Here is a 26,677-nt window from a genome sequence, read left to right on the forward strand (position 1 = left end):
GCGTCACACGAACGGACGTCAACCCCCGTCCGCTCTTCCGCGGACGCCACGCGGACGGGGGCCGGGCTCAGGTGGCCGGGTTCAAGACCCAGTCCCGGACCTCGGGCATGTCCTGGAGGTGCTCGCGCACGTAGTGGTAGTGCTTCTCGAGCATCTGCGCGCAGTGCTCGCGCAGCTCCTGCGAGTTGGCCGGAGTCACCCTGGTGTTGTTGAGCACGTCCTCGACGAGCTGGTAGCGCGACATCCCGTTGAGCACCGTCATGTCGAATGGCGTGGTCGTGGTGCCCTGCTCGATGAAGCCGCGGACGTGGAACCGGTCGGCGTCCGGTCGGCCGTGGACGAGCTTGTGGATCGCTCCGTGGTAGCCGTGGAACGCGAACACCACGTCGACGTCGTCGGTGAACAGCGCGGAGAACTCTGCCTCGGACATCCCGTGCGGGTGGTCCTTCTGGCGCGGCAGCGTCATGAGGTCCACGACGTTGACGACCCGTACGGACAGGTCCGGGACCCACTCCTTCAGCAGCTGCGCCGCCGCGACCGTCTCCGCGGTCGGGACGTCTCCGGCGCACCCCATCACGATGTCGGGCTCCGTCGTGCCGTCGTCGTTGCCGGCCCAGTCCCAGATCCCCGCACCCTTTTCGCAGTGCGCAGCAGCCTCGTCGATCGACAGGTACTGGAGGTGCGGCTGCTTGTCGATGGCGATGAGGTTCACGTACGACCGCGACCTGAAGCAGTGGTCGGCCACGGAGAGCAGGCAGTTGGCGTCCGGCGGCAGGTAGACCCGCGACACTGTCCCGCGCATGTTGAGCACCACGTTGATCAGACCCGGTCCCTGGTGGGAGAAGCCGTTGTGGTCGTTGCGCCACGTCGTCGACGTCAGCAGGACGTTGAGGCTGGGGATCGTGGCGCGCCACGGCAGGTGGCCGGCCTCCTCGAGCCACTTCGCGTGCTGGACGGTCATCGACGCGCTCACCATGCCGAAGGACTCGTACGTCGCGAAGAGGCCGTGGCGTCCGGTCAGGTTGTAGCCCTCGAGCCAGCCCTGGCAGTTGTGCTCGCTGAGGACCTCCATCACCCGACCGTCGCGCGAGATCTTGACGTCGTCCGGTGTGATGCGCTCCATGAACGCGCGGTCGGTGACCTCGAAGACGGCACCGAGCCGGTTCGAGTTGGTCTCGTCCGGGCAGTACAGCCGGAAGTTGTGCGGGTTGTCGCGATAGATGTCGGCCATCATCGCACCGAGCACGCGGGTGTTCTCGAAGCGCTCCGCGGCCGGGTTCAGCACCTCGATCGCGTAGTCGGAGAACGGCCGCAGGGCGAGGTCCTGAGTGAGCACCCCGCCGTTCGCGGCCGGGTTGGCGCTCATCCTGTGGTCGCCCTCGGGGTTGTTCTCGTCGACCTCGGCACTCGGCCGGCCGTCTGGGAAGAGCTCGTCTGGACCGTACGACCTCATCCACGCCTCGAGGATCGCGAGGTGCTCGGGGTTGTCGCGGACGCCGGACAACGGCACTTGGTGTGCGCGCCAGGTGCCCTCGACCACGACGCCGTCGATCTCGTGCGGGCCTGTCCATCCCTTGGGGGTCCGCATCACGATCATCGGCCAGCGCGGCATCTCACCGTCCCAGGTGCCTCCGCGTGCCGCATCCTGGATCGCCTTGATCTTGCCGTACGCCTCGGCGAGCACCGCGGCGAAGCGCAGGTGCATGCCCGGCAGGTCCTCGCCCTCCACCTCGAGCACGTCGTAGCCGTGACCGGTGAAGAGCTCACGTACCTCCTCGGGAGGTTTGCGGCCAAGCACGGTCGGGCTGGCGATCTTGCCGTCGTTGAGGTGCAGGATCGGCAGCACGGCGCCGTCGCGCTCGGGGTTGACGAAGGAGATGCCCTTCCAGGACCCCTCGAGCGGACCGGTCTCGGCCTCGCCGTCACCGACGACCGCCACCGCCAGCAGGTCGGGGTTGTCGAAGATCGCCCCGAACGCGTGGATGAGGACGTAGCCGAGCTCGCCGCCCTCGTGGATCGAGCCCGGCGTCGTCACCGAGACGTGGCTGGGGATCCCGCCGGGGGTCGAGAACTGCCGGCAGAGGCGGGTGAGGCCCTCGGTGTCGAGCGAGACCTCGGGATAGACCTCGGAGTAGGTGCCCTCGAGATAGCCCGCAGCGACGATCGCAGGGCCACCGTGGCCGGGCCCGGACAGATAGATCGAGGACTGACCGGTCTGGCGGATCAGCCGGTTCATGTGGGCGTAGATGAAGGACTGCCCGGGGCTCGTGCCCCAGTGACCGAGCAGGCGCGGCTTGATGTCGTCAGCAGACAGCGGGCGCTGCAGGAGCACGTTGCTCTTGAGGTAGATCTGCGCGACCGTCAGGTAGTTGTTCGCCCGCCACCACGCGTCGACCGTCGCGACCTCCTGGTCGGACGGGTTCGCGAACGCGGTCACGTCGAAGGACGACTCGGTCATGCGTGCTCCTTTGCTCCGGAGTGGTCCGCCGTCGACGCCGGGCGGGCGGGTGAGCCCGTCCGGACCAGGGCGACGGTGTGCTGAGCGATCTCGGCCTCCTCATCGGTGGGGACGACCGCGACGCGGATCGGTCCACCGCCGATCACGAGGCCCTCGGGAGGCACAGGGGAGACGTTGCGGTCGTGGTCGATCTCGATCCCGAGGTGGCCGAGCGGATCGCAGACCTCGACACGAAGGTTGGCGTCGTTCTCGCCGATCCCGGCGGTGAAGACCAGCGCGTGGACACCGGGGACGATGGCGAGGTAGGCGCCGACGTACTGACGGATCCGGTACACGGCGAGGCGTACGGCGCCAAGGGCGGCCTCGTCCCCGTCGGCGGCGCGATCGGCGATCACGGCCATGTCGGAGTCGCCGGTCAGCCCGAGCAGCCCGCTGCGACGCTCGAGGAGCTCGGCGACCTCTCGCGTCGTCATCCCGGCCGAGTCCTGGAGGAACAGCACCGCCGACGCGTCGAAGTCTCCGGAGCGCGTCCCCATCACAAGGCCGGACAGAGGCGTGAAGCCCATCGACGTGTCGACGCTGCGGCCGCCCTGCACCGCGGTGATCGAGGCGCCGTTGCCGAGGTGGCAGACGATGAGGTTGACCTCGGCCTCAGGGATCCCGAGCAGCGCCGCGGTCCGGCCGGTGACGTACTCGACCGACGTCCCGTGGAACCCGTACCGGCGCAGCTGGTGGGTCTGGGCGAGGTCCTGCGGGATCGCGAACGTGTAGGCCTCCCACGGCAGCGTCGCGTGGAACGCCGTGTCAAAGACGGCGACCTGGGGGAGGTCGGGATCGCGCTCCTTCATCAGCCGCAGGCACTCGACTGCGACCGGGTTGTGCAGCGGCGCGAGCGACGACAATGCGTCGATCTGCGCGAGCACGTCGTCATCGACCACGACAGGTGCGCTGAAGGTCGTGCCGCCGTGCACGACACGGTGGCCGACGCCGATCAGCCCGTCGAGGCGCGCACCGGCTTCGTCGAAGCGTCCGAACATCGCGGCGATCGCGTCGGCGTACGAGGCACCGGGCAGCGGCCGCTCGGTCGGCTCCTCGCCGGTGACCTGATAGCGCAACGACGTGCCGTCGTGCCCGATACGGGAGACGATCCCTCGTCCCAGCCGCGTACCCGACGTCGCGTCACGAAGCTCGTACTTCAGTGACGACGAGCCCGCATTGATGACGAGCACCGTCTCGTCCGGCATCGTTACCCTCCTCGCACGGGCAGCTGCTGCGGCGCGATCCGCGGGGCCACCCGCTCAGTCTGTCTCCGTGGGCTGGTCGCCGCACTCTGAGTAGATCCTCCCGCACGAGCGCGTCACACAAGGCGCACGCCGCTCCGAGTCACTAGGGTGATCTGCAGTCGATGAGGAGGAATCGCATGGCGCAGCAGCAGGGCAGGCAGGGGTTCAGGCTGGAGTATCCCCAGCACCTGGCGTTCTTCGACCAGTACGCCGACGCGCAGCGAGCGGTGGACTACCTATCCGACCAGAAGTTCCCGGTCGAGAACATCATGATCGTCGGCACCGACCTCAAGCAGGTCGAGCGTGTGACCGGCCGGATGACGTGGGGCAAGGCGGCAGGGTACGGCGCGGCCACCGGAGCGTGGTTCGGCCTGCTCCTCGGACTCATCGTGGGGATCTTCGCTGAGCCCGGGGACTGGTTCCCGATCGTGCTGTCGGCGATCCTCTTCGGCCTGGTGTTCGGTGTCGTCTGGGGTTTGATCGGGTACGCGTTCACCGGCGGGCGTCGTGACTTCACCTCGGTGACGCAGGTGGTGGCGTCGCGGTACGAGCTGCTCGTCGAGCACAAGCTCCTCGCGGACGGGCAGCGCCTGCTGGCAGGCGCCCACCAGGCTGGCGCGGGGCAGTCCGCCCCGCAGGCACCGACAGCTCCGCCGCAGCCGCCGCCCGCGCAGGCGCCCCCCGAGGCGTGAGCAGCTCCGACACCCGAGCCGTCACGGCGTTCCGGCGGCAGGCGGAGATCTGCGCGTCGCTCGGGTCGCCGATGTACGGCGACCTGATCGGCGCGCTGGCCGACGACCTCGCCGGCGGCGGCCCGACGAAGGACGTGCTCGGCCCCCTCGCGGACGACGGTGCTGCTCCGCCGGTCCTGCTCGCGCTGAGGCTGGTGGGCGGGCTTCACCGCCTCGTCCTCGACGACGAGGTGCCCGCGCTCGCTGCGTCGTACCCGAGTGTCGGCGGCGTGTGGGATCGCGACGTTGCGTGGCCCCACGTACGCGCGGCGCTCGTGGAGCACCGCGAGCGGCTGCACGCGTCGCTCGACCACCCCCTGCAGACCAACGAGGTCGGCCGCTCCGCCGCCCTCGCCGGCGGCGTTCTGCGTGTCGCCGACCGGTTCGCGCTGCCCGTGCGGCTGATCGAGATCGGTGCGAGCGCCGGACTCAACCTGCGCGTCGACCACTACCGCTTCGGATCGCCCTCGGGCTGGTGGGGACCCGTCGACTCCCGCGTCGCGATGCGCGGCGCGTGGAAAGGGCTCTCGCCACCCGTCGATGCCCCGCTCGAGATCGTCGAGCGCACCGGCTTCGACCTCACCCCGCTCGACATCGGACAGGCGGACGACCGGCGTGTCCTCGAGGCGTACACCTGGCCCGACATGACCGAACGACTCTCCCGCCTGCGCGCCGCGACGACGATCGCGCAGGAGGTGCCCGTACGGCTCGAGCAGCGCAGCGCCGCCGACGGACTCGACGCGCTCGAGCTCGTCGACGGGACGGCCACGGTGGTCTGGCACTCGATCACGTGGCCGTACCTCGACGACGACGAGCAGCGGCGCATCGTCGAGCGGCTCGACGCGCTCGGTGCGACCGCAGATGTCGATCGTGTCCTGGCGCACGTCCGGCTCGAGCCCGCTGACGTGCTCGCCGGCCCGTACCCGGTCATCCTGACAACGTGGCCGTTCGGCGAGGCGACGGAGATCGGGTCCGCGCCGCCGCACGGCCTTCCCGTCACGTGGACGGCCTGAGGAGTCAGCGATGCCGGCGCAGCTGTGGATGGTGCGGCACGGGCCGACCGAGTGGGCGCGAAACGGACGCCACACGAGCCATACGGACCTGCCGCTGCTGCCTGACGGCGAGGAACGCGCACGCGACCTCCTGCCGCGACTGGCAGGCACGTCCTTCGCGCTGGTCCTGACGAGCCCGCGGATGCGCGCACGGCGCACGGCCGAGCTCGCGGGCTTCCCCGACGCCGTGGTCGTGCCGGAGCTGGCCGAGTGGGACTACGGGGCGTACGAGGGACTGACGACGCCACAGATCCGCGAGGACGTGCCGGGGTGGACGACCTGGACGCACGGCGCGGGAGAGGTCGGAGGTGAGACCGCGGACGAGGTGGCGGCGCGCCTCGACCGGGTCGTCGCCCGGGTCCGTGCCGAGGACGGCCCGGTGCTGGTCTTCGGGCACGGCCACGCGCTGCGTGCGCTCGCGGCGCGATACCTCGGGGAGCCGGTCCGGTTCGGCGCGCGACTCGCGCTCGACACCGCCACACTGTCGGTGCTCGGGTATGAGCACGACACGGATCCGGTGATTGAGCGCTGGAACTGCTGAGCGCGAGGGGGACGCGTGGAGTCGCTTTTCTGGATCATGCTGGTGGCCGCGATCGCCCCGGTCGTCGCGGCGGCGATGCCGCGACGGCTGGTGCCGGAGGTCGTGCTGCTGCTCGTCGGAGGGATCGTCGTCGGCCCCTTCGTGCTCGACCTCGCCGGGGTCGAGCCGCCGATCGACCTCCTGCGTGAGCTCGGTCTCGGCTTCCTCTTCCTGCTCGCGGGCTACGAGATCGAGGTGGACGAGCTGCGTGGCAGGGGCGGACGCCGCGCTCTGGTGACCTGGCTCGTCTGCCTGGCGCTGGCGTTCGCGACCGTCGCGCTCCTTTCGGCGACCGCGCTGGCGAGGCACGCCGAGACGGCCGTGGCGATCGCGCTGACCTCCACCGCGCTCGGGACCTTGCTCCCCATCCTCAAGGACTCGGGGCTGACGAGGACGCGGTTCGGTCGGACGGTCGTCAACCACGGGACGTTCGGGGAGTTGGGGCCGGTCGTGGCGATGGTCATCCTGCTCGGCGTCAACGGGCCGGAGCGCGCAGTGCTGTCGCTCCTGCTCTTCGGCGTGGCGGCTGTCCTGGTCGCGGTCGTACCGACGAAACTCCTGCCGCCGGCGTCGGTGATCCCGGGCCTCGTGCGCGCCGGCGCCGAGACGACGGCACAGACGACCGTACGCTTCACCGTGCTGCTCCTGGTGTCCCTGAGCGCTCTCGCTCTGGCCGTCAAGCTCGACACCATCCTGGCCGCCTTCGCGGCCGGCTTCATCCTCCGGCGGGCACTTCCCGGAGGGGACGAGCGACTCGAGACCAAGATCGACGGGCTCGCCTTCGGCCTCCTCATCCCCGTTTTCTTCGTGACCTCCGGAATGGCGATCGACCCCGCTGCTGTGTCGAAGGAGCCGGTCGTCCTCATCGCCTTCGTCCTCCTCATCCTGCTGGTGCGCGGAGGGCCGGTACTGGTGGCGACGCTGCTGCAGCGCGAGCCCGACGGCACCCGCAGCTTCGGCGTGCGTGACTCCGTACGGGTGTCTCTGTGGGCCTCGACCGGCTTACCGATCATGGTTGCGGTGAGCACGGTCGCGGTCGACGCGGGGGAGATGACCCAGACGACGGCGTCGATCCTCGTCGCGGGCGGCGCGATCACCGTCCTACTGCTGCCGACGACGGCGACTTTGCTCGCCCGGGATGAGGCCACCCGACCCGGGACGCCGGAGCCGGATCGGTCATGATGACAGGCGCACCGCCGGTTCATCGACGTGAGGAGTGCCCATGCAGTTCGGCCGCAGCTACGAGGAGTTCGAGGTCGGCGCGACCTACAAGCACTGGCCAGGGAAGACGGTCACCGAGTACGACGACCACCTCTTCAGCCTGCTCACGATGAACCACCACCCGCTCCACATGGACGCCAACTACGCCGAGAAGACGACGCAGTTCGGCAAGAACGTGGTCGTGGGCAACTACGTCTACTCGCTGCTGCTCGGCATGAGCGTGCCGGACATCTCGGGCAAGGCCATCGCGAACCTCGAGATCGAGTCGCTGCGCCACGTCGCCCCGACCTTCCACGGCGACACGATCTATGGCGAGACGACCGTGCTCGACAAGTGGGAGAGCAAGAGCAAGGACGATCGCGGAGTCGTCTACGTCGAGACGATCGGCTACAACCAGGATGGCAAGGTCGTCTGCATCTTCCGTCGCAAGGTGATGGTCCCGAAGGACAGCTACCTCGAGGAGCGCGGCGGCGAGCAGCCCGGCCGTCCCGTGCCGGTGCCGGACAAGAACTGGCCCGGCCCGAACGCCGAGTGATGTACGTCACGCAATAATCGCTTTTCAGAAACATTTGCATTTGGGTTAACATCTTCGGGTGACGACACCCGAATCCCTTGCCGGCCGCCTGGAGGAGTTCTTCCTCCAGGTGGCCGCGTGCTGTGAGGAGGAGGGGATCGATGCGTTCCGCGCCGCCGACCTCTCCGCCACGCAGGTACGCACGCTGCTGACCGTGGCGAGCCGGTCGGAGGACACCCAGATCACCGACGTCGCCCGGGCGCTCGAGATCTCGGTGGCCGCGGCCGGCCGCGCCGTCGACCAGCTGGTCGGGCTCGGACTGATCCGCCGGCAGGAGTGCGCGAAGGACCGTCGTGTCCGCGTCGTCACCCTCACCGACGAGGGGCGTGACCTCGTCGGACGTCAGCTGAAGACCAAGCGGGCGGCCCTCCAAGAAATCGTTCGCGATCTGTCGGACCCGACACGTAGCCTTCTTGATCGCGCGCTACGAGCCGCCCTCGCCGAACGCCAACCCACACCCCCGGGTAAGGACCCTTCTTCATGAGTCAAGACACCCAGACGCCACCCGGCCCTGGTCCCCACAGCACGCCTGACGGCAGTGACAAGCTCGACGCCGCCGTCCTCAAGGTGGCGGGCGTGGTCGTGCTCGGCGCGATCATGTCGATCCTCGACATCACCGTCGTCAGCGTCGCCCTCCCGACCTTCCAGAACGAGTTCGACGCCTCGTACGCCGAGGTCGCGTGGTCGATGACCGCGTACACGCTCGCGCTCGCGACCGTCATCCCGCTGACAGGGTGGGCTGCCGACCGATTTGGCACGAAGCGTCTCTACATGACCGCGCTGGTGCTCTTCACCGCCGGCTCCGTGCTCTGCAGCCTCGCCGGTGGCATCACCGAGCTCGTGGCCTTCCGTGTGATCCAGGGCCTCGGCGGCGGCATGCTGATGCCGCTGGGCATGACGATCATGACCCGCGCCGCCGGTCCGCACCGGATCGGCCGCGTGATGGCCGTCCTCGGGGTCCCGATGCTGCTCGGCCCGATCGCCGGCCCGATCCTCGGCGGCTGGCTCATCGAGAGCCTCAACTGGCACTGGATCTTCCTGATCAACCTGCCGATTGGCATCATCGGGCTCGTCTACGCATGGCGCGTGCTGCCGAAGGACTCGCCGGAGCCATCGGAGTCGTTCGACTGGACCGGCATGATCCTCCTGTCGCCGGGCCTCGCGCTGTTCCTGTTCGGTGTCTCCTCGATCCCCGAGGAGGGCACGATCTGGGCGACCAAGGTGCTCGTCACCGCGGCGATCGGAGCCGTGCTCATCGTGGCCTTCGTCTTCCACGCGTTCCGTCCCGAGCACCCGCTGGTCGACCTGCGGCTCTTCAAGCACCGCAACCTCACGGTCGCGGTGGTCACGATGGCGTTCTTCGCGGTCGCGTTCTTCGGCGCGAGCATCCTGTTCGCGGCGTACTTCCTGCAGATCCGCGGAGAGACGACCCTCATGGCCGGTCTCCTGCTGGCGCCGCAGGGCATCGGAGCAATGCTCACGATGCCGATCGGTGGCGCACTCACCGACCGCATCGGCCCCGGCAAGGTCGTGCTCGGTGGTCTCGCGCTGACGACGCTTGGCATGGCGGGCTTCACGCAGGTCGGCGCCGACACCTCGTACCCGTTCCTGCTGGGCGCGCTGTTCGTGATGGGCCTCGGCATGGGTCTGACGATGATGCCGACGATGACGGCGGCGCTCGCCACGCTCACCGACCACACGATCGCTCGGGGCTCGACGCTGATGAACATCATCCAGCAGGTCGCGGCATCCATCGGTACGGCGGTGTTCTCGGTGGTGCTGACCAACCAGCTGGCGAGTGGCAAGTCGCTCGGCGAGCTGCTGGCCCTCCCGCCGAACACCCCCGCCGAACTAGCCGACACCTCGCTCGCCGAGGCCGCGATCGGCTCGTGGAGCAAGCCGGAGCTGCTCGACCTGATCCCTGCGAACCTGATCACCCAGGGGCTCGCCGAGGCTGCTGATGCGTTCGGCGTCGCGTTCGTCCTGGCGACGGTGCTGATCGCGCTGACGATGGTTCCCGCGTTCTTCCTTCCGCGCAAGCGGATCGAGCGCGAGGACGAGGGTGCTGCGCAGGCTCCGGTGGTCATGCACTGACGAGGAGCTGACACCTCTGCTTCGGCGGTGGGTCTGCTGTCACCGAACGGGGGTCGGTGACAGCGGGCCCACCGCCGTTGGTGTGTCTGGCGCCGGACGTCGCCGGTAACCTGACCGCGTGCTCATCGACCTCCACACCCACTCGCGCCGGTCCGACGGCACCGACAGCCCGACGGAGCTGGTCGAGAACGCGGCTCGCGCCGGACTCGCTGTGGTCGCGCTGACCGACCACGACGCGATGACGGGGTGGGACGAGGCGCAGATCGCCGCCGACCGGGTCGGCATCACCCTCGTGAAGGGTCTGGAGATCTCGTGCACGTTCCGTCACCGCGGAGTGCACCTGCTCGGCTACGAGCCCGACCCGTCCGACCCGGCGCTGCTCGCCGAGCTCGAGCAGGTGCTGCGGGGGCGGCAGGACCGCCTCCCCAAGACCCTCGCCAAGCTCAACGAGCTCGGCATCCCGATCACCGAGGACGACGTCCTCGCCGTCTCGGGTGACGCCGCGGCCACCGGACGCCCGCACGTCGCCGACGCGCTGCGGATCGCGGGCGTGGTCGCGAGCCGCGACGAGGCGTTCGAGAGGTTCCTGATGCCGGGGCGCCCGGCGTACGTCGACCGCTACGCGGCCGACCTCGAGCACATGATCCGGCTGCTGGTCGCCGCCGGGGGACGCGCGGTGATCGCGCATCCGTGGACGCGACAGAGCCGTTCGGTCCTCACGGCGGAGACGATCGGCGAGCTCGCCGACGTCGGGCTCGCCGGGCTCGAGATCGACCACAACGACCACGACGCCGACACGCGTGCGGCGCTGCGGGCGATCGCTGGCGACCTCGACCTCGTCGTCACGGGGTCGAGCGACTATCACGGGACGGGCAAGGTCGGGTACGACCTCGGGATCAACACGACGGGCCCGGACCAGGCCGTACGGCTCCTCGGCGACCGGGTCACCCTCTTCCGCTGACCCCGGGTCACTTTCTGCCCTCGCCGGGTCACTTTCTGCCGGCGCGCTGGGTGAGAGAAACCCACGACCCATCTGGAGTGGGTCAGTAGACTTTAATGGTGAGCATCACTGTCGAACCCACCCTTCCGCGCTTCGAGGGCGCGGAGGTCGTCGTGTCCGCACCCGCACCCGGCCCCGGCAACTGGGCCGGCGCCCCGTCAGCGATCTATGCCGAGGGCGCGTTCTGGCTCGCCTATCGGGTCCGCCGTCCGCTCGACTCCGGACGCGGGGTCAGCGTCGTCGTGGCGCGCTCGGAGGACGGGCTGCGGTTCGAGCAGGTCACGGAGATCCACCGCGAGGACTTCGGCGCCGAGTCGTTCGAGCGCCCCGCGCTGGTCATCATGGGCGACGCCGGGTGGCGGATCTATCTGAGCTGCGCGACGCCGGGGTCGAAGCACTGGTGGATCGAGGCGGTCGACGCTCCGACCGTGCGCGACCTCCCCCGCGGCCGTCGTACGGTCGTGCTGCCGGGAGACGAAACTGTCGGTGTGAAGGATCCCGTGGTGCTCCTCGACGAGGACGGGTGGCACCTGTGGGTCTGCTGTCATCCGCTCGACGTGCGTGGAGCCGAGGACCGGATGGCCACGCGCTACGCGACGAGCACGGACGGTCTGACGTGGGCGGACCATGGCATCGTCCTCGCCCCGACCGCGGGCTCGTGGGATGCGCGCGGCGCTCGTGTGACAGCCGTGCTCGACCGCGAGCCGCTCACCGTCCTGTACGACGGGCGCGCGGACGCCGCGTCCAACTGGTTCGAGCAGACAGGCCTCGCCCGCGCGCACAGGATCGACGGGGAGCTCGAGCCGGTCGACGGTGCGCCGGTCGCGCACTCCTCAGAGTCCGACGGAGCGCTGCGGTACGCCTCGGCGGTGCCGTTGCCCGACGGCACGACCCGGTTCTACTTCGAGGCGGCTCGCCCCGACGGCGCTCACGACCTCATGACGTCGCTGACGCGCAACGACTGACTCTCGCGGCTGGTCAGGAGGCAGCGCGGTCGCTGAAGGAGCCGAGCCCTTCGTCCGTACGCCAGTCCGCGAAGGACTGGCCGGTGACCTTCTCCAGGAGCTCGATGTCCTCGAGGTAGCCCTCGACGAGGCCCGCTCTGGCTGCGCGGTCGAGCTTGGGGCGTGCCGGCTCACCGCGCCAGTGCAGCGACGCGATCAGCGGCTTGCTGGCGGCACGCCATACCTGCGGCGGGACGTACGCACCCGCCCGGGCCCCGAGCCGTAAGACCCGAGAGGCGACCTGCGTGAATGCGCCCGGTGCGACGTACGGCCTCGAGTTGTCCCGCGGGATCGAGGTGACGAGCCCCGGCTCCAAGCCGAGGAACACGCACATACGGTCGAGAGTCTCGACGGGCTCCGACACGAGCTCGCGATAGCGCAGCACGAGCACGCGGTCGCCCTCGACGTGCCGATAGAGGTCGTCGAGCTGTGCCCCGTACAGGCCGAGCCGGCGGTAGTGCCAGAACGGCGCCCACCCCGCGGCGATCCGCTCGCTCTCCTTGCCGAACGCCTCGACGAAGTCATCAACCGGCTCGAGCCCGTCGGACCACAGGTGCATCCAGTTGGAGTAGGCACGGTCGACCGGGTCGCGGACGACGGCGATCACTCGAACGTTCGGGAGCTCCTCGGCGATCCGTCGGCGGGCGTTGCGCAGGTAGAGGTAGAACGGGGTGCTCTCGATGCGGACCTGGTCGCCCGGCGCCTCGGCGAACAGCGCTTCGTACTCCTCGCGGCGCCAGATCCACTCCTGCTGGCTGTGCGCGTCTCCCGGGCCCCGATAGCCAGGCGGCGGGGCGTCGGCGCACATGTAGTACTTCGGCTCCTTGGGCTGGCTCGAGAAGACCCGAGGATGGAGGGCGAGCGCGGTGTGCAGCGCGCTCGTCCCCGCCTTCGGAGCACCGACGAGCAACACGTCGGGCTGCGGCGTACGAAAGCTCCCCATGACGCGATGCTAAAAAGCCTGTGGCCGAAGGTCGAGAGTTTAGGTCACGCGTATGGGGGTACGTCGGCGCGTCAGCATCCACGCGAGCGGCGTGATGGACGCTGACGCACCGACGAGCGGCAGAGAGTGACCCGGGGCGGGCAGAGAGTGACCCGGGCTAGGCGGGCTCGCGGGCGCGGGTCCGCTGCGCGAGGGCGGCCAGGGCGGCAGGGAAGATGTCGGCCGGGGGCGTGACGAGACCGGCGCCGACCTGCCCCGTACCGGCGACACGGCCCGCCATGCCGGTGTTGATCTGCGGCAGGATCCCCGTACGGCAGACGCGGGTGACGTCGATGCCGGTCGGCGTGCCGGCGAACTCCATCACCGGGATCGTCCAGCGCGGGTTCTGGGCAAGGGTGATCTCGCCCATCCTCCGCGTGGTCGCCAGCGCGTCGGGGACCGTCCCGCCGACGAGCCGGACGATCGCGGGCGCGGTCGCCATCGCGAACCCGCCGATCCCGGCCGTCTCGGTGATCGCGGAGTCGCCGATGTCGGGGTTCGCGTCGTCGGGTCCGTACGAGCCGAGGTAGAGGCCGTCGGCGACCTGTGCGGGACCGGTGAACCACTGATCGCCCGTGCCGGACACCTGGATGCCGAAGTCGGTCCCGTTGCGTGCCATCGCCACGACCATCGTCGAGCCCTCGATGTCGCGTGCGGCGTCGAGCGCGAGCTTGCACGCCGGCATCGCGAGGTTGAGGAAGAAGTGGTCGTTGCCGCCGACGAACGCGACCGCGTCCGCGACGTCACCGGCGCGCGACTCCGAGCGGATCATCGCCGGGACCAGATCGCGCAGCAGCATGAGCGTGCCGGCGCGGTTGCGGTTGTGGGCCTCGTCGCCCATCTGCAGCATCTGCGCCAGCAGCGCCGTGACGTCGATCGGGCCCGCCGCGCGCACCGCGCGCTGGAGGACGGGGCCGAGCACGCCCGACATCCACCGCAGCCGCTCGAGGACCTCGGGCGAGTATGCGCCGTAGCGGAGGACTTTGCCGAGACCCTCGTTGAGCGAGCAGTACGTGCGCGCACCGGTCGAGGCGTCCTCCAGGACGAACACCCACATCGACGGCGAGACGACACCCGCCATCGGGCCGACGGCGTGGTGGTGGTGACAAGGGTCGAGGGTGTAGCCGCTGCCGGAGGCGAACAGCGCCGCCGCGTCCTCCGGGTCGTCGACGAGGCCCTCGAAGGCCGCCGCGCCCATGAGCGCGCCGCGCATCGGGCCCGACGCGCGCTCCCACGAGATCGGCGGGCCGGCGTGGAGGAAGTCGCCCGTGCCGAGCCCGAGCGCCTCGCTCGCCGGCAGGACGTCCACGAGCTGCGCCGTGACACCGAGGTAGGCGTCGACGGCCTTGGCGTTGGCCTCCGCGCGCAGCGGGTCGGCGATCACGGTGGCGAGGTCGTCGATCGTGCCCGGCATCGGGGGCTGCCAGTCGACGCGGTTGACGGTCACGGCCTGGTCGGCGACGGCGTCGGCGAACAGGTCCGTCCCTGTGGTGACGACGGTCGGTGCGGTCATCGGCGTTCTCCTGACGCGGTGACGGAGGTGTCTGGGGCGGCCGAATCGGCCGAGTCGAGCGGGGCACCGGCGGCGGTCACGAGGTCGAGCGCGTGACGGGTGGCCTCGGCGTTGGAGGCGAGGACGTACGCTCCGGCCGCGGCCAGCGCATCGGCCTGGATGTCGAGGCCCTGCGGGTCGGCGTCCGTCCCGATCAGGCTCACCACGACGGGAAGGGTGCGACCGGCCTCGGCAGCGCGGGTGCGAGCGTCGGCGACGGCAGGCGCGAGCGCTGCGGCGGGGTCCGGCTCGGCGCCGTGGCCGAGGACGACGTCGAGGAGCACGACGGCGGTCGTCGGGTCCTCGGCGGCGCGGGCGAGCGCCGCGAGGCGCAGCGTCGGGTCGATCATCGGGTGGGCACGCCCGACGGTGAGGGCATCGTCGCCGAAGTCGACCATCGTGTGGGCGTCGACGGGCGTCCCGGAGGTGATCACACGCGTGTCGAGGGCGAGCTCGGGCGCCAGCGGGATGTTGCTGCGGATCGGGCCGAGCACGTCCGCCGCGATGAGCATGGCCTCGTCGCACAGGGTGCCGCCGACGAAGAGTCCGCGCAGGAACCCCGGTCCGCTCGCCTTCTCGGGCTCGCCCCACCGGCGCCAGTGCGGTACGGCGACGTCGAGGGCGGTGAGCACCGCTTCCGTACGGGCGGTGAGATCGGTGCCGGGGGAGAGCAGCGCGAGCTCGACAGGGACGTCGAGCGACTGCGCGTACGAAGTGATCGCCTCGGCGACCTCGGGGGCCGGTGGCTTCGAGACGAGGACGACGTGGCTGGTCGCCGGGTCCGCGTCGAGCCGCGCGAGCGCCGTCCGGGTCGCGAGTCCACCGACGGCCTGCGAGAGGTCGCGCCCGCCGACGCCGAGCGCGGCGCTGACGCCGACGCCCGCCTGGTCGAGGAGGCAGATGATCTGCTGCGTGCCCGTACCAGAGGCGGCGACGACGCCGACGGGGCCGGGGCGGACGGTGTTGGCGAAGCCGAGGCCGACACCGCCGACGAGGGCCGTGCCGCAGTCGGGGCCCATGACGAGGACGTCTCGTCCGGCGGCCGCGCGCTTGAGCGCCAGCTCGGCCTCGAGCGGCACGTTGTCGCTGAAGATCATCACGTCGTGACCGGCCTCGACCGCGTCCATCGCCTCCGGGAGCGCGGACGCGCCGGGAACGGAGACCAGGACCACCGCGTCGCGCGGGGCCTCGCGCAGCGCCGAGGCCGTCGTACGGGCGGGAGCGGTCGTCGCAGCGCCGTCACGCGAGGCCGGCCGGCTGGCGGCGGCGAGCGCCTCGTCGACGGCGGCGAGCGCGTCCTCCAGCGTCGACTCGGCCAGCCGCAGCGCGACGACCATGTCATTGGGGCTGGTCTCGGCAGGGACGTCGAAGCCCATCGCGGCGAGCGTGTCCAGGTTCAGGGCGGTGGCCATCGCGACCTGGGCCTCCGTGATGCCGGGCGTGCCGGCGACCCGCTTGCTCACCTGGAGCAGCGTCACGGAGTCGGCGTACGCGCCGGACCGGATTCGTACGTGGTCGGTCATCAGTCTCCTTGTCGTCGGCCGCCCACGCTGTGAAGCGAAGATGACCCTTCTCGTCAGATGGATTGCGGCAGGTGGATTGCGTCAGGTTGCTTGCACAGCGGGGACGCGAGAGGGACGGACAGGGCGACGCCGAGCGCGAGGCCCGTGCCCGAGGTGTGGCCGACGGCGCGCAGGGCGGCCAGCGTCGTCGGGTCTTCGGGGTCAGCGAGGTAGGCGCGCAGCTGTGGGACGGCCTCGCCCCGCACCGCGTGCGCGAGGAGGACGGCCGAGACCGTCGTCGTACGGGCCGGGGCGTCGGTGAGCACGGCGGCCGCGACCCGTCCACCGCGGTGCCCGCGGGCGTACCGGCCGACGAGCCAGCCGGCAAGGACGTCGTCGCCGAGCGGGGTCAGCCCGGGACCGCGGCCGAGCAGGGCGGTGGCGGCGGCAGGGTCGTCGGCACGAAGGGCGTCGTACGTGTCCTCAGGAAGGCCGGGGAGGTGGGGCGTGACTGCGGGGAGGAGCTCGTCGGCGTCGGCGGCCACCGGCCCAGCGTCGGCAACCACCGGCCGTACGGTCGCGTCGACCAGCCTGCCCACCCGGACCTCGCGCCCGTCCACCGTGCAGCGGCCGGCGCCGAGCACGACCTCTCGGGCGTCGCCGACGTGGTCCCAGCCGGTCGCGAGCCCGCAGGGCACGACGACGGCGTCGCGGGCGAGGACGGCGACGACGGTGTGACGGTCCTGCGCGTACACGGCGTAGGGGCTGCGCGCGACGATCGTCGCGACGCGTCGAGGGCCGCGCAGGACTGCTGCCACGCCTGCGGTCGCGGCGGCCGGGTGCGGCGCGGGACGGCTAGGAGAGAGGCGTCCCGCGGACTCGGTCCGGAGTCGGATCGGCGCGGCCATGGCGTCAGAGTAGGAGCGTTCGCTACGGTGAGCCGATGGCGAGACTTGCCAACGATCAGCCTGATCGCTCTCACAACCTGACAGACACGACGTACGGGCTTCCTCTTGCCGACGTCGTGCGGATCGACGCGCTCACCGGCGCGAAGACCCTCGCCGGAGTCGAGGGGATGCAGCGGCCGGTGACCGGCCTCAACGTCATGGAGGTCCCCGACGTCCTGGGGTGGGTCAAGCCGCACGAGCTCCTCGTGACCACCGGCTTCCCGTTGCTCGACGGCGCGCGGCGGCTCGACGTCCCGAGGATGGTGGCGCTCGTGCAGGGTCTGTACGACGCCTCGTTGGCCGGTTTCGCGATCAAGCTCGGGCGCTACGTCGACGCGGTGCCCGACGAGGTCCTCGCGCTCGCCGACGCGCTCAGCTTCCCGATCGTGCAGATCCCTGACGAGGTCGCGTTCGACGACGTGCTCAAGGACGCGTACGCCGCGCTCAACGCGTTCCAGTCGAACGTCCTCGCGCAGATCGACGCGCTGCACTCCGCCCTGACGATGATCGTCCTCGAGGGCGGCGACCTCGAGCAGATCGCCGCCGAGGTGTCCCAGGTCCTCGACGTCGGTGTCATGGTCACGTCCACGGACGGGCGCGAGTGGGCCGGTGCGCTGAGCGACGAGGCCCGGGCGACCCTCGAGGTGAGCGAGTTCCTCGACATGTCCGGCCGCGTACGCGTCGAGCGCCTGCGCGGCGCGCGCCCGTTCGGCTCCGGCGAGATCCGCGTCCTCAGCGTCGCGGCCTCGGGCACCGAGCTCGCGCGGGTGGTCGTGGTCAGCGAGAAGCGGGCCCTGCGGGCGAGCGACGTCTATGCCCTGGAGCGGGCCGCAACCGTCGCCGCGCTGCTCATCACGCGCATGCAGGCGGTCGTCGCGGTGGAGGGCAAGTATCGCGGAGACTTCCTCCGCGACGTGCTGACGGACCGCGCGGAGAGCCCGCAGTACGTCCTCGAGCACGCCGAGGGCCTCGGCTGGGACCTTGACCGCCCGCTCGTCGTCGTGGTCGCGCAGCTCGACCCGCCAGAGGCGGGGGAGGCGCCGGTGTCGAGCCGCACGCGCCGCGGCTACCAGGACCGGTTCGCGGCGGCGTGGCGCCAGGTGGTCGAGCGGCGTGGGCGTAGCATCGCGGTCGCGGACTTCTCCTCGCAGGTGGTCGCGCTGCTTCCGGTCGCCGAGGACGCGTCGGACGTGTCCGAGGTCGTCGAGGAGGCGCTGGCCGCCGTACGGGGAGACTCCGGCGGAGGTCGTCGTCCGTTCTCCGCGGGAATCAGCCGCGTCGTCACCGGCGTAGAGGCGTTGCCCGACGCATACACCCGTGCCCGCAAGGCCGTCGAGGTCGGGCGACGCATGAAGGGGACGGGGTCGACGACGTACTTCGACCGCCTCGGCGTCCGCCGCCTGCTGTCGCAGGTCGAGGACCCAGCCGAGCTCGACGGGTTCGTGTCGGAGGTGCTTGGCACGCTCGCCGAGGACACGGCCACGGCCGCCGACCTGCGGGCGACGTTGCAGGTGCTGCTCGACGTCAACCTCAATGTCGCAGAGGCGGCGCGCACGCAGCACTTCCACTACAACACGATGCGCTACCGCGTCACCAAGCTCGAGAGCCTGCTCGGCCCGTTCAGCACCGATCCGCAGGTGCGGCTCGACGTGGCGGTCGCCCTTCAGATCCTGCACATGCGGGAGTGAGGGCGCGCTACGGCTGGAAGTACTCCGACATCATGGCGCTGACCCACTCGGGCTGCGTGGTGCTCACGGGGAGGAACTCCGCCATCGTGGGCTTGAGGTCGATGACGGGCGTGCCGGAGACGGCGTCGAGCCCCGCCACGGTCAGCTCGCGGCCGCGGACGGACTCGATCGCACAGCTCGTGACCCCGATGCGGTTCGGCCTACGCGGGCCACGTCCCGCGAAGACGCCGACGGGTGGGAGGTCGGCGCGGCCACGGTACGGGCGGGGCTCGCGGAAGTCGCCGCCGTCGGGGAACTGGTCGAAGAGGAAGAGCACGTCCACGTGGGAGAACCCGTCCAGACCTTGCAGGCTCGCCTCGCCGAAGCGCTCGTCGACGGTGATCGTGCTGCGTACGGCGCCCCAGTTGTCCGTGTGCTGGACGTCCGTCCGGTCGTTGCGGACGGTCCCGATCGGCGTGATCTCGAAGCTCGGCATCGCTCGAGGCTATCGCCGTCCACGTTCTTTTCCGACAGATGAACACGCAGAGCAAGGGGTGACAGCACCCCACGGGTTCCGTTGGCACTTTCGCACCATGCCGCGTCTCTTGCGTCACTACTAGGGTCACGACATTGGACCGGGTGCGCTGTCCGAGATCCCCCGGCGGCCGCTCGCACACTCTGAGGAGACCGGCATGTCGATGTTCAAGTGGGAAGTGGTGCACGGAGGCAAGACACCACCTCCTGGTCAAGCGGTCGGACCGCGCCAGCGTCTGAGCTGGGGCCGTACGGCCGGGCTCGGAGCGCAGCACGTGGTGGCGATGTTCGGTGCCACGTTCGTATTCCCCGTGGTGATGGGGCTCGACCCGAACCTGGCGATCCTGTTCTCGGGCATCTGCACGATCATGTTCCTGCTCATCACCAACAACATGGTCCCGAGCTATCTCGGTACGAGCGCCTCGTTCGTCGCCGCCGTCGCGGCGATCCGGAGCCAGGGCGGTGACTCGTCCGACGTCACCGGCGCGATCCTCGTCGCGGGCCTCGTCCTCGCCGCCATCGGCGTCGCGGTGCACTTCGCCGGCACGACGTTCCTGCACAAGCTGCTCCCGCCGGCCGTCACCGGCGCCGTCGTCATGCTGATCGGCTTCAACCTGGCGCCCGTCGTCGCCGGCACGTACTGGCCGCAGGACCAGTGGATCGCGCTCCTCACCGCGACCTTCATGATCGGCGCCGCGGTCCTGCTGCCGGGCTTCTGGGGGCGCATCGCCGTCTTCCTCGCGCTGATCTTTGGCTACCTGGTCTCATGGCTCGCCGACATCCTCTTCGGCGACATCACCTCGTTCGTGCCCAAAGCCGGCGAAGAGGTCGCGCACCAGCGCGTCGACTGGTCCGGAGTCAGCTCGGCCGACTGGATCGGCTTCCCCAACAGCACGCTCGCCGACGGGGTCTCGGCCGTCCACTCGCCGAGCTTCAGCTTCACCTTCATCCTCCTGGTTCTCCCGGGCGTCATCGCCCTGATCGCCGAGAACACCGGCCACGTCAAGGCCGTCGCGGAGATGACCGGCGACGACCTCGACCCGTACATGGGTCGCGCGATCGGTGCCGACGGTCTCGCCACCGCGTTCGCGAGCGCGTTCGGCGGCTCGCCCACGACGACGTACGCCGAGAACATCGGCGTCATGTCCGCGACGCGGATCTACTCGACCGCCGCGTACTACTTTGCGGCGCTGGTCGCGATCTTCCTCGGTCTCTGCCCGAAGTTCGGTGCGATCGTCAACGCGATCCCCGGGGGCGTCCTCGGCGGCATCACGGTCGTCCTGTACGGCATGATCGGCCTGGTCGGCGCCAAGATCTGGGTTGAGAACCACGTTGACTTCGGTGATCCGGCGAACATCGTCGGTCTGGCGGCAGGCATCATCATCGGTGTCGGCAACGTGTCGCTTGTCTTCTCCGACGACTTCCAGCTCGGCGGCATCGCTCTCGGCACGATCCTTGCCATCGGCTACTACCACATGGTGGCCTGGAAACGGCCACCCGCGCACACCACCGACGAGGGCGCGGAGGAGGTGACGAGGCAGCTGTGAAGCCCGCACCGTTCTCCTACGTCCGCCCGGCCACCCTCGACGAGGCGCTGGCCGTGCTCGCGGCCGACCCGCACGCCAAGGTGCTGGCCGGGGGCCAGAGCCTGGTCCCGCTGCTGTCGATGCGCCTGGCTCAGCCGAGCACGCTCGTCGACATCAACGGTCTCGCCGAGCTGGCCTACGTCCGGACTGATGAGGACGGTGTCCGCATCGGGGCGCTGGCCCGCCACGCCGACGTCGAGTCCGACGCCGACGCGTGGCGGGTCCAGCCCCTGCTGCGGCAGGCGCTGCGCCTGGTCGCCCACCCGACGATCCGCAACCGCGGGACGACCCTCGGATCGGTCGTCCACGCCGACGCTGCTGCGGAGATGCCCGCCGTGGTGTCCCTGCTCGGCGCCAAGGTGCTGGTCGCCTCGACCAAGGGACGCCGCACCATCGACGCCACCGACCTGTTCATCGGCCCGCTGGAGTGCACGGTCCGTACGAGCGAGGTCGCGCTCGAGCTCCAGGTGCCCGCGCTCGGCGAACGGACGGGCTCGGCGATCGACGAAGTCGCACGCCGTCACGGCGACTACGCCCTGTGCGGCGTCGCCTCCGTCGTCTCGGTCGGCCAGACCGGGGCGATCGAGACGGTGCGAGCCTCGTACCTCTCGGTCTCGCTGACCCCGCTCGTCCTCGACCTCTCCGAGGCGTTCATCGACGGCACGGCTAGCGACGCCAACCTCGAGGCGGCGGTCGAGATCGCGACGGCGGGCGTCGACCCCGACACCGACATCCATGCGACGGCCGACTACCGCCGCCACCTCGCGGGCGTGCTCACGCGCCGCGTGGTGCGCGACGCGTACTCCCGCGCCGTCGCCCCCGACCCGGAGGGAGCCCGATGACCAGCCAGCCGGAGATCCTCGCGCCCGAGGCGCTGCACCACGTGACGTTCACCGTCAACGGCGCGGCGTACGAGATCGACGTGCCCGCGCGACGACTGCTGTCCGACGCGCTGCGTCAGGACGTCGGGCTGACCGGCACGCACGTCGGCTGCGAGCACGGCGTCTGCGGCGCGTGCACGATCCTCGTCGACGGCCGGCCGATGCGGGCGTGCCTGCTGCTCGCCGTGTCCGTCGAAGGCGCGTCGCTGACGACGGTGGAAGGCCTCACCGAGTCGGGCGATCGCCTCGGCCCGGTGCAGCAGGCGTTCAAGGAGTGCCACGGGCTGCAGTGCGGCTTCTGCACCCCGGGGTTCCTCACCACCATCACCGCAGGTCTGCGCGAGAACCCTGACCCGACCGAGGACGAGGCGCGCGAGATGATCGCCGGCAACCTCTGCCGATGCACGGGCTATCAGAACATCGTGAAGTCCGTCCTGCGTGCGGCCGAGATCGCGGGGTCTCGACAGGCTCGACCGGCGGAGGGGCCGTTGGTTGAGCCTGTCGAAACCACTCCCGAGACCGGTGGTGACGCATGACCACCAAGGCGTTCGGAGAGCGCGTCGCACGCGTCGAGGACGAGCGGTTCCTGCGCGGCCGCGGCCGCTATCTCGACGACCTCGCGCCCGACGCCCTGCACGTCGCGGTGCTGCGCTCGCCGCACGCGCACGCCCGCATCCTCGACATCGACGTCGACCCTGTGCTCGACCTCGACGGGGTCGTCGCGGTCTACACGTACGACGACCTCACGGGCGCGATGGCCGAGCCTCTGCCGATGCTCATCCCGCACCCCGACCTCACCCACGGGCGCACCCAGTACGCGCTGGCCAAGGACCAGGTCAACTACGTCGGCGAGGCGATCGCGATGGTCGTCGCGGTCGACCGCTACGTCGCCGAGGACGCCGTCGGCCGGATCGTCGTCTCGTACGAGGTGATGACGCCGGTCGTCGGGCTCGACGCCGCACGCGCCGCCGAGCGGCTCGTCCACGACGACGTCCCCGGCAACGTCGCGGCGACGTCCACCCAGGCGACCGGGGACGCGATGGCGGCGATCGGCCGAGCCCCGCACCGGCTCGCGCTCGACCTCGACATCGAGCGCAGCGCGTGCACCCCGATGGAAGGGCGCGGCACGGTCGCGAAGTGGGATACCGACAACGGCCGCCTCGAGGTCTGGTCGTCCACGCAGACGTCGACCGGTGTGCGCGCCGCGATCGCCTCCAAGCTCGGCCTCGACCTTTCCGTCGTCGACGTGATCACGCCCGACGTCGGCGGAGGATTCGGCGTGAAGGTTGTCCACCCGTGGCCTGAGGAGGTCCTCGTCCCGATGGCGGCGATGGCGCTCGGACGTCCGGTGAAGTTCACCGAGGACCGCCGCGAGCACTTCATCTCCGCCGCCCACGAACGCGCCCAGCAGCAGCACGTCGAGGTCGGCTTCGACGACGACGGCCGCATCCTCGGGCTGGACGTCGAGGTCTGGCACGACAACGGCGCCTACCTCCCGTACGGCCTGATCGTCCCGATCATCACGACCACGCAGCTGCTCGGCCCGTACAAGCCGCCGGTCTACAAGGCGACGTTCCACAGCCTCTACACCAACACGGTGATCGTGACGCCCTACCGCGGCGCCGGCCGTCCGCAGGGCGTGTTCGCGATGGAGCGCACGATGGACGCGATCGCCTCGTACCTCGGCAAGGACCGCACGGAGGTGCGCTCCGCCAACTTCATCCAGCCCGACGAGTTCCCGTACGACCAGGGGCTGATCTTCCAGGACGGCAAGCCGCTGATCTATGACTCCGGCGACTTCCCGCAGATGCTCGATAAGCTCAAGACGCTGGTCGGCTGGGACGAATTCGGCGCGTTCCGCGACGAGATGCGCGCCCAGGGCCGTACGGTCGGGATGGGCATCGGCTGCTACGTCGAGGGCACCGGCGTCGGCCCGTACGAAGGCGGGCACATCCAGGTCGAGACGACCGGCAAGATCAAGGTCTCGACCGGCCTGACGACGCAGGGCCAGGGTCACCAGACGGCGTTCGCGCAGATCGTCGCCGACGAGCTCGGGGTGCGTTTCGAGGACGTCGAGGTCGTCACCGGCGACACCCGCCGCATGCCGTACGCGGTCGGCACGTACGCCTCGCGCGCCGCGGTCATGAGCGGTTCGGCGATCGCGCTGTCCGCCCGGTCGGTCAAGCGCAAGGCGCTGGAGCTGGCCGCCGAGGCGCTCGAGGCGAACGTCGACGACCTCGAGATCGCCGACGGCGTCGTCTCCGTCAAGGGTGCTCCGGGCGCGCAGGTCTCGCTCGGCACGCTCGCGGTGCTCAGCAACCCGCTGCGCTACGCGTTCGACGAGGCGAGCAAGGCGGCGACGCAGTTCTCCGTCGGCGACGCCGACAAGGTGCCGGTGCCCGAGGGCACGTCGCCCGGGCTCGAGAGCCGCGACTTCTACTCGCCGCCTCGCTCGACGTTCGCCTCCGGCATGCACGCCGTGATCGTCGAGACGGACCCGGACACGGCCGAGATCACGATTCTCAAGTACGCCGTCGTCCACGACTGCGGGCGACTCATCAACCCGATGATCGTCGAGGGACAGATCCATGGCGGTGTCGCACAGGGTGTGGGTGGGGCGCTGTACGAGCGGATGGCGTACGACGAGCACGGGCAGCTCCAGAACGCCTCGTTCATGGACTTCCTCATGCCGTACGTCACCGAGGTGCCGAAGACGATCGACGTCGACCACCTCGAGACGCCGTCGCCGCTGAACCCGCTCGGCATCAAGGGCGCGGGCGAGGCCGGTGTCATCCCGAGCGCGGCGGTGTTCGCGTCGGCGATCGAGGACGCCGAGGGCTTCACGATCACGCGGATGCCGATCTCACCGAGCGAGCTGTACGACCTGCGGCGCACGCACGCAGGATCCGACGAGGCGGCAGTGGTCGCTGTGGAGGGAGACTCATGAAGGTTGCTGGACAAGCGGTGCTCAACGCCCCCGTGGACGCGGTCTGGACCGCGCTGCTCGACCCAGCGGTGCTCGTCCGCACGATCCCGGGCTGCGAGGTGCTGGAGGCGACGGGCGAGAACGCCTACGCCATGACGGTCAGCGCCGGCGTTGCGTCGATCCGCGGGACGTACGCCGGCACCTGCACGTTGAGCGACCTCGTCCCTCACCAGTCTCTGGTGATGCGTGCCGAGGGCGCGGGAGCTCCCGGCACGGTCGCGGCGGACGTCGCGGTGCGCTTTTCCGACAATGGTGACGGGACGACCGGGGTCGCGTACGCCGCGGACGCGGTCGTCGGCGGCATGATCGGCGGCGTCGGGCAGCGGATGCTGACGGCGGTGAGCAAGCGGATGGCCGGCGAGTTCTTCGGTGCCGTCGACGACGCGATCGCCAGTTCTTCGTTGGTCGAGGGCGGTTCTCCGTCGGTCGAGCCTGTCGAGACCCCCGCCGTCGGCCAGCGCTTCACCGCCCCCGCACCAGCGGCGGGCGGTCGCAGCGGATCGACCGACGACTTCGTCAAGGGAGCCGTCCTCGGCGGCGTCCTGGTCCTGGCGGGTGTGATCGTCGGAGGGCTGTTCGGGCGCCGGTCGCGATGATCGACGTCTACAGCAGCGCGCGGGCGATGGCGCAGGCCGTCGCCGCGCGCGAGATCTCCGCGCGAGAGTTGCTCGCCCTCCACCTCGCCCGCATCGGCCAGGTCAACGGCACGGTCAACGCGCTGGTCTCGATCGACGAGGAGCGGGCATACGCCCAGGCGGCCGCCGCGGACGAGCGGACGCTGTCGGGGGAGCCGCTCGGCGTGCTCCACGGGCTCCCGTACGCGGTCAAGGACACCCACCACGTCGCCGGCTGGCGAACGACGTTCGGCTCGCCGGTGATGGCCGACCACGTGTCGGCGTACGACGAGCTCGTCGTCGAGCGGGTGCGCGCGGCGGGTGCGGTGGTGGTCGCGAAGTCGAACACGCCGGAGTTCGCGTCCGGGTCCCACACGTTCAACCCCGTGTTCGGCACGACGGTGAACCCGTACGACACCGGCCGTTCGGCGGGCGGGTCGAGCGGCGGTGCGGCCGCCGCGCTCGCGGCCGGGATGGTGCCGCTGGCCGACGGGTCGGACATGGGCGGCTCCCTGCGCAACCCGGCGTCGTTCTGCAACGTGGTCGGGCTGCGTCCGACCTGGGGGCGGGTCCCGACCTGGCCGACGTGGAACCTCTGGGAAACCGTGTCTGTGCAGGGGCCGCTCGCGCGGGACGTCTCCGACCTCGCGCTGCTGCTGAGCGTGCTGGCGGGGCCCGACCCGCGTGTCCCGACGGCGGACTCGACGGCGGGCGAGGTGTTCCGCGAGGTGCGTCCCGCGTCGCTCGACGGGCTACGGGTCGCGCTGTCGGTCGACCTCGGGGGCGCGTTCGAGGTGGAGGCGTCGGTCGCCGACATCGTCCGCGCCCAGGCGGGTGTCTTCGCCGGTGCGGGCGCGCACGTCGAGGAGGCGTGGCCGGAGCTGCCCGACGCCGAGGCTGCGTTCCGAACGCTGCGCGCGTGGCTCATGGACTACACGCTCGGTGGTGTCCTCGACTCGCGCCCGGACGACCTCAAGCCGTCCCTCGCCGACAACATTCGTGCCGGGCGGCCCCTGTCCGGGCACGACGTCGCCGTTGCGTACGCCCAGCGGACAGCGCTCGCCGAGAAGGCCCGCGAGTTCTTCACGCGCTACGACGTGCTCGCGCTGCCGGTGAGCCAGGTCCCGCCGTTCCCGGCCGACCAGGAGTACCCGCACGCGATCAACGGGCGTCCGCAGGAGACATACCTCGACTGGATGCGCGCGGCGTTCCTCATCACGGTAACCGGGTGCCCCGCGATCAGCGTGCCGGCGGGGTTCACGCCCGACGGCCTGCCCGTGGGGCTGCAGCTCGTCGGGCCCGCAGGCTCCGAGCGCCGGCTGCTCGCGATCGCGCGTGCGTACGAACAGCTGTCGGGTGCAGGCGTGGGGGTCGGTGGCCCGCGCCCTGCCCTCTGATCGGCTCACCGCCCGCACCGCTCCGGCGGGGG

General features: G+C 70.5%; 23 protein-coding genes. 16 read left to right on the plus strand and 7 right to left on the minus strand.

The window, feature by feature from the left end; all coding sequences use genetic code 11:
* Window positions 1-67: 67 nt before the first annotated feature.
* The gene (locus ACFSDF_RS10075) at window positions 68-2,458 is read right to left on the minus strand and encodes a phosphoketolase family protein (protein WP_167001983.1); all 2,391 of its coding nucleotides are present in this window, start codon (window positions 2,456-2,458) and stop codon (window positions 68-70) included.
* Window positions 2,455-3,702, minus strand: coding sequence for an acetate/propionate family kinase (locus ACFSDF_RS10080; protein ID WP_167001985.1), 1,248 nt, complete (start codon window positions 3,700-3,702; stop codon window positions 2,455-2,457). Before ACFSDF_RS10080 ends, ACFSDF_RS10075 begins: the two co-directional genes overlap by 4 nt.
* Before the next feature lie 176 nt (window positions 3,703-3,878).
* On the opposite strand from ACFSDF_RS10080, the gene ACFSDF_RS10085 reads away from it, so the two are divergent.
* From ACFSDF_RS10085 to ACFSDF_RS10125, 9 genes are all read left to right on the plus strand, one after another.
* Window positions 3,879-4,433: a YflT domain-containing protein gene (locus ACFSDF_RS10085; protein ID WP_182397144.1), complete on the plus strand. Its 555-nt coding sequence runs from the start codon at window positions 3,879-3,881 to the stop codon at window positions 4,431-4,433.
* On the plus strand, window positions 4,430-5,485 hold the full coding sequence (locus ACFSDF_RS10090; protein WP_167001987.1) for a DUF2332 domain-containing protein: 1,056 nt from the start codon (window positions 4,430-4,432) through the stop codon (window positions 5,483-5,485). Before ACFSDF_RS10085 ends, ACFSDF_RS10090 begins: the two co-directional genes overlap by 4 nt.
* A gap of 10 nt (window positions 5,486-5,495) precedes the next feature.
* Complete coding sequence (locus ACFSDF_RS10095; RefSeq protein ID WP_167001989.1) at window positions 5,496-6,065, plus strand: histidine phosphatase family protein; 570 nt, start codon at window positions 5,496-5,498, stop codon at window positions 6,063-6,065.
* A gap of 15 nt (window positions 6,066-6,080) precedes the next feature.
* Window positions 6,081-7,286 carry a cation:proton antiporter gene (locus ACFSDF_RS10100; RefSeq protein ID WP_377157364.1) on the plus strand — a complete coding sequence of 402 codons (1,206 nt, stop codon included), beginning with the start codon at window positions 6,081-6,083 and terminating at the stop codon, window positions 7,284-7,286.
* Window positions 7,287-7,326: 40 nt separating this feature from the next.
* Window positions 7,327-7,860 carry a MaoC family dehydratase gene (locus tag ACFSDF_RS10105; protein WP_167001991.1) on the plus strand — a complete coding sequence of 178 codons (534 nt, stop codon included), beginning with the start codon at window positions 7,327-7,329 and terminating at the stop codon, window positions 7,858-7,860.
* Between the two features lie 58 nt (window positions 7,861-7,918).
* Complete coding sequence (locus ACFSDF_RS10110; RefSeq protein WP_167001993.1) at window positions 7,919-8,383, plus strand: MarR family winged helix-turn-helix transcriptional regulator; 465 nt, start codon at window positions 7,919-7,921, stop codon at window positions 8,381-8,383.
* Window positions 8,380-9,993, plus strand: a complete 1,614-nt coding sequence (locus ACFSDF_RS10115) for a DHA2 family efflux MFS transporter permease subunit (protein WP_167001995.1) — start codon at window positions 8,380-8,382, stop codon at window positions 9,991-9,993. Before ACFSDF_RS10110 ends, ACFSDF_RS10115 begins: the two co-directional genes overlap by 4 nt.
* Window positions 9,994-10,111: 118 nt before the next feature.
* Complete coding sequence (locus tag ACFSDF_RS10120) at window positions 10,112-10,954, plus strand: PHP domain-containing protein (RefSeq protein WP_167001997.1); 843 nt, start codon at window positions 10,112-10,114, stop codon at window positions 10,952-10,954.
* Window positions 10,955-11,049: 95 nt separating this feature from the next.
* The gene (locus tag ACFSDF_RS10125; protein ID WP_377157367.1) at window positions 11,050-11,958 is read left to right on the plus strand and encodes a glycoside hydrolase family protein; all 909 of its coding nucleotides are present in this window, start codon (window positions 11,050-11,052) and stop codon (window positions 11,956-11,958) included.
* Window positions 11,959-11,971: 13 nt separating this feature from the next.
* Here the strand turns inward: ACFSDF_RS10125 and ACFSDF_RS10130 are convergent, their stop codons facing one another.
* From ACFSDF_RS10130 to ACFSDF_RS10145, 4 genes are all read right to left on the minus strand, one after another.
* Window positions 11,972-12,940: a sulfotransferase family protein gene (locus ACFSDF_RS10130; protein ID WP_167002000.1), complete on the minus strand. Its 969-nt coding sequence runs from the start codon at window positions 12,938-12,940 to the stop codon at window positions 11,972-11,974.
* 157 nt (window positions 12,941-13,097) lie between these two features.
* Entirely contained in the window at window positions 13,098-14,492 is a 1,395-nt protein-coding gene (locus tag ACFSDF_RS10135) for a YlbE family protein (RefSeq protein ID WP_167002002.1), read from the minus strand.
* Window positions 14,489-16,054 carry an FdrA family protein gene (locus tag ACFSDF_RS10140; protein WP_167248811.1) on the minus strand — a complete coding sequence of 522 codons (1,566 nt, stop codon included), beginning with the start codon at window positions 16,052-16,054 and terminating at the stop codon, window positions 14,489-14,491. The genes ACFSDF_RS10135 and ACFSDF_RS10140 overlap by 4 nt, the downstream gene beginning before the upstream one ends.
* 53 nt (window positions 16,055-16,107) lie before the next feature.
* Complete coding sequence (locus ACFSDF_RS10145; RefSeq protein ID WP_167248809.1) at window positions 16,108-16,941, minus strand: oxamate carbamoyltransferase subunit AllH family protein; 834 nt, start codon at window positions 16,939-16,941, stop codon at window positions 16,108-16,110.
* Window positions 16,942-16,976: 35 nt separating this feature from the next.
* On the opposite strand from ACFSDF_RS10145, the gene ACFSDF_RS10150 reads away from it, so the two are divergent.
* Entirely contained in the window at window positions 16,977-18,668 is a 1,692-nt protein-coding gene (locus ACFSDF_RS10150) for a PucR family transcriptional regulator (protein ID WP_167002008.1), read from the plus strand.
* 7 nt (window positions 18,669-18,675) lie between these two features.
* On the opposite strand, the gene ACFSDF_RS10155 is transcribed toward ACFSDF_RS10150, so the two are convergent.
* Window positions 18,676-19,143 (minus strand): SAM-dependent methyltransferase, encoded by a 468-nt coding sequence (locus ACFSDF_RS10155; RefSeq protein ID WP_377157371.1) that lies wholly within the window; start codon window positions 19,141-19,143, stop codon window positions 18,676-18,678.
* A gap of 196 nt (window positions 19,144-19,339) precedes the next feature.
* Between ACFSDF_RS10155 and ACFSDF_RS10160 the strand changes: the two genes are divergently transcribed.
* From ACFSDF_RS10160 to ACFSDF_RS10185, 6 genes are read left to right on the plus strand one after another with little or no spacing between them, the layout of a single operon-like run.
* Window positions 19,340-20,728 carry a uracil-xanthine permease family protein gene (locus ACFSDF_RS10160; RefSeq protein WP_377157373.1) on the plus strand — a complete coding sequence of 463 codons (1,389 nt, stop codon included), beginning with the start codon at window positions 19,340-19,342 and terminating at the stop codon, window positions 20,726-20,728.
* A complete protein-coding gene (locus ACFSDF_RS10165) occupies window positions 20,725-21,609 on the plus strand; it encodes an FAD binding domain-containing protein (RefSeq protein ID WP_377157375.1) in 885 nt (294 codons plus the stop codon). The genes ACFSDF_RS10160 and ACFSDF_RS10165 overlap by 4 nt, the downstream gene beginning before the upstream one ends.
* A complete protein-coding gene (locus ACFSDF_RS10170) occupies window positions 21,606-22,184 on the plus strand; it encodes a (2Fe-2S)-binding protein (RefSeq protein ID WP_167002014.1) in 579 nt (192 codons plus the stop codon). Before ACFSDF_RS10165 ends, ACFSDF_RS10170 begins: the two co-directional genes overlap by 4 nt.
* Entirely contained in the window at window positions 22,181-24,595 is a 2,415-nt protein-coding gene (cutA, locus tag ACFSDF_RS10175; RefSeq protein ID WP_377157378.1) for an aerobic carbon-monoxide dehydrogenase large subunit, read from the plus strand. The genes ACFSDF_RS10170 and cutA overlap by 4 nt, the downstream gene beginning before the upstream one ends.
* On the plus strand, window positions 24,592-25,230 hold the full coding sequence (locus ACFSDF_RS10180) for an SRPBCC family protein (RefSeq protein ID WP_167002019.1): 639 nt from the start codon (window positions 24,592-24,594) through the stop codon (window positions 25,228-25,230). The genes cutA and ACFSDF_RS10180 overlap by 4 nt, the downstream gene beginning before the upstream one ends.
* Window positions 25,227-26,645, plus strand: coding sequence for an amidase (locus tag ACFSDF_RS10185; protein ID WP_377157380.1), 1,419 nt, complete (start codon window positions 25,227-25,229; stop codon window positions 26,643-26,645). The genes ACFSDF_RS10180 and ACFSDF_RS10185 overlap by 4 nt, the downstream gene beginning before the upstream one ends.
* Window positions 26,646-26,677 lie beyond the last annotated feature (32 nt).

It is taken from the genome of Mumia zhuanghuii (assembly GCF_042681565.1).
Taxonomy (GTDB): Bacteria; Actinomycetota; Actinomycetes; order Propionibacteriales; family Nocardioidaceae; genus Mumia.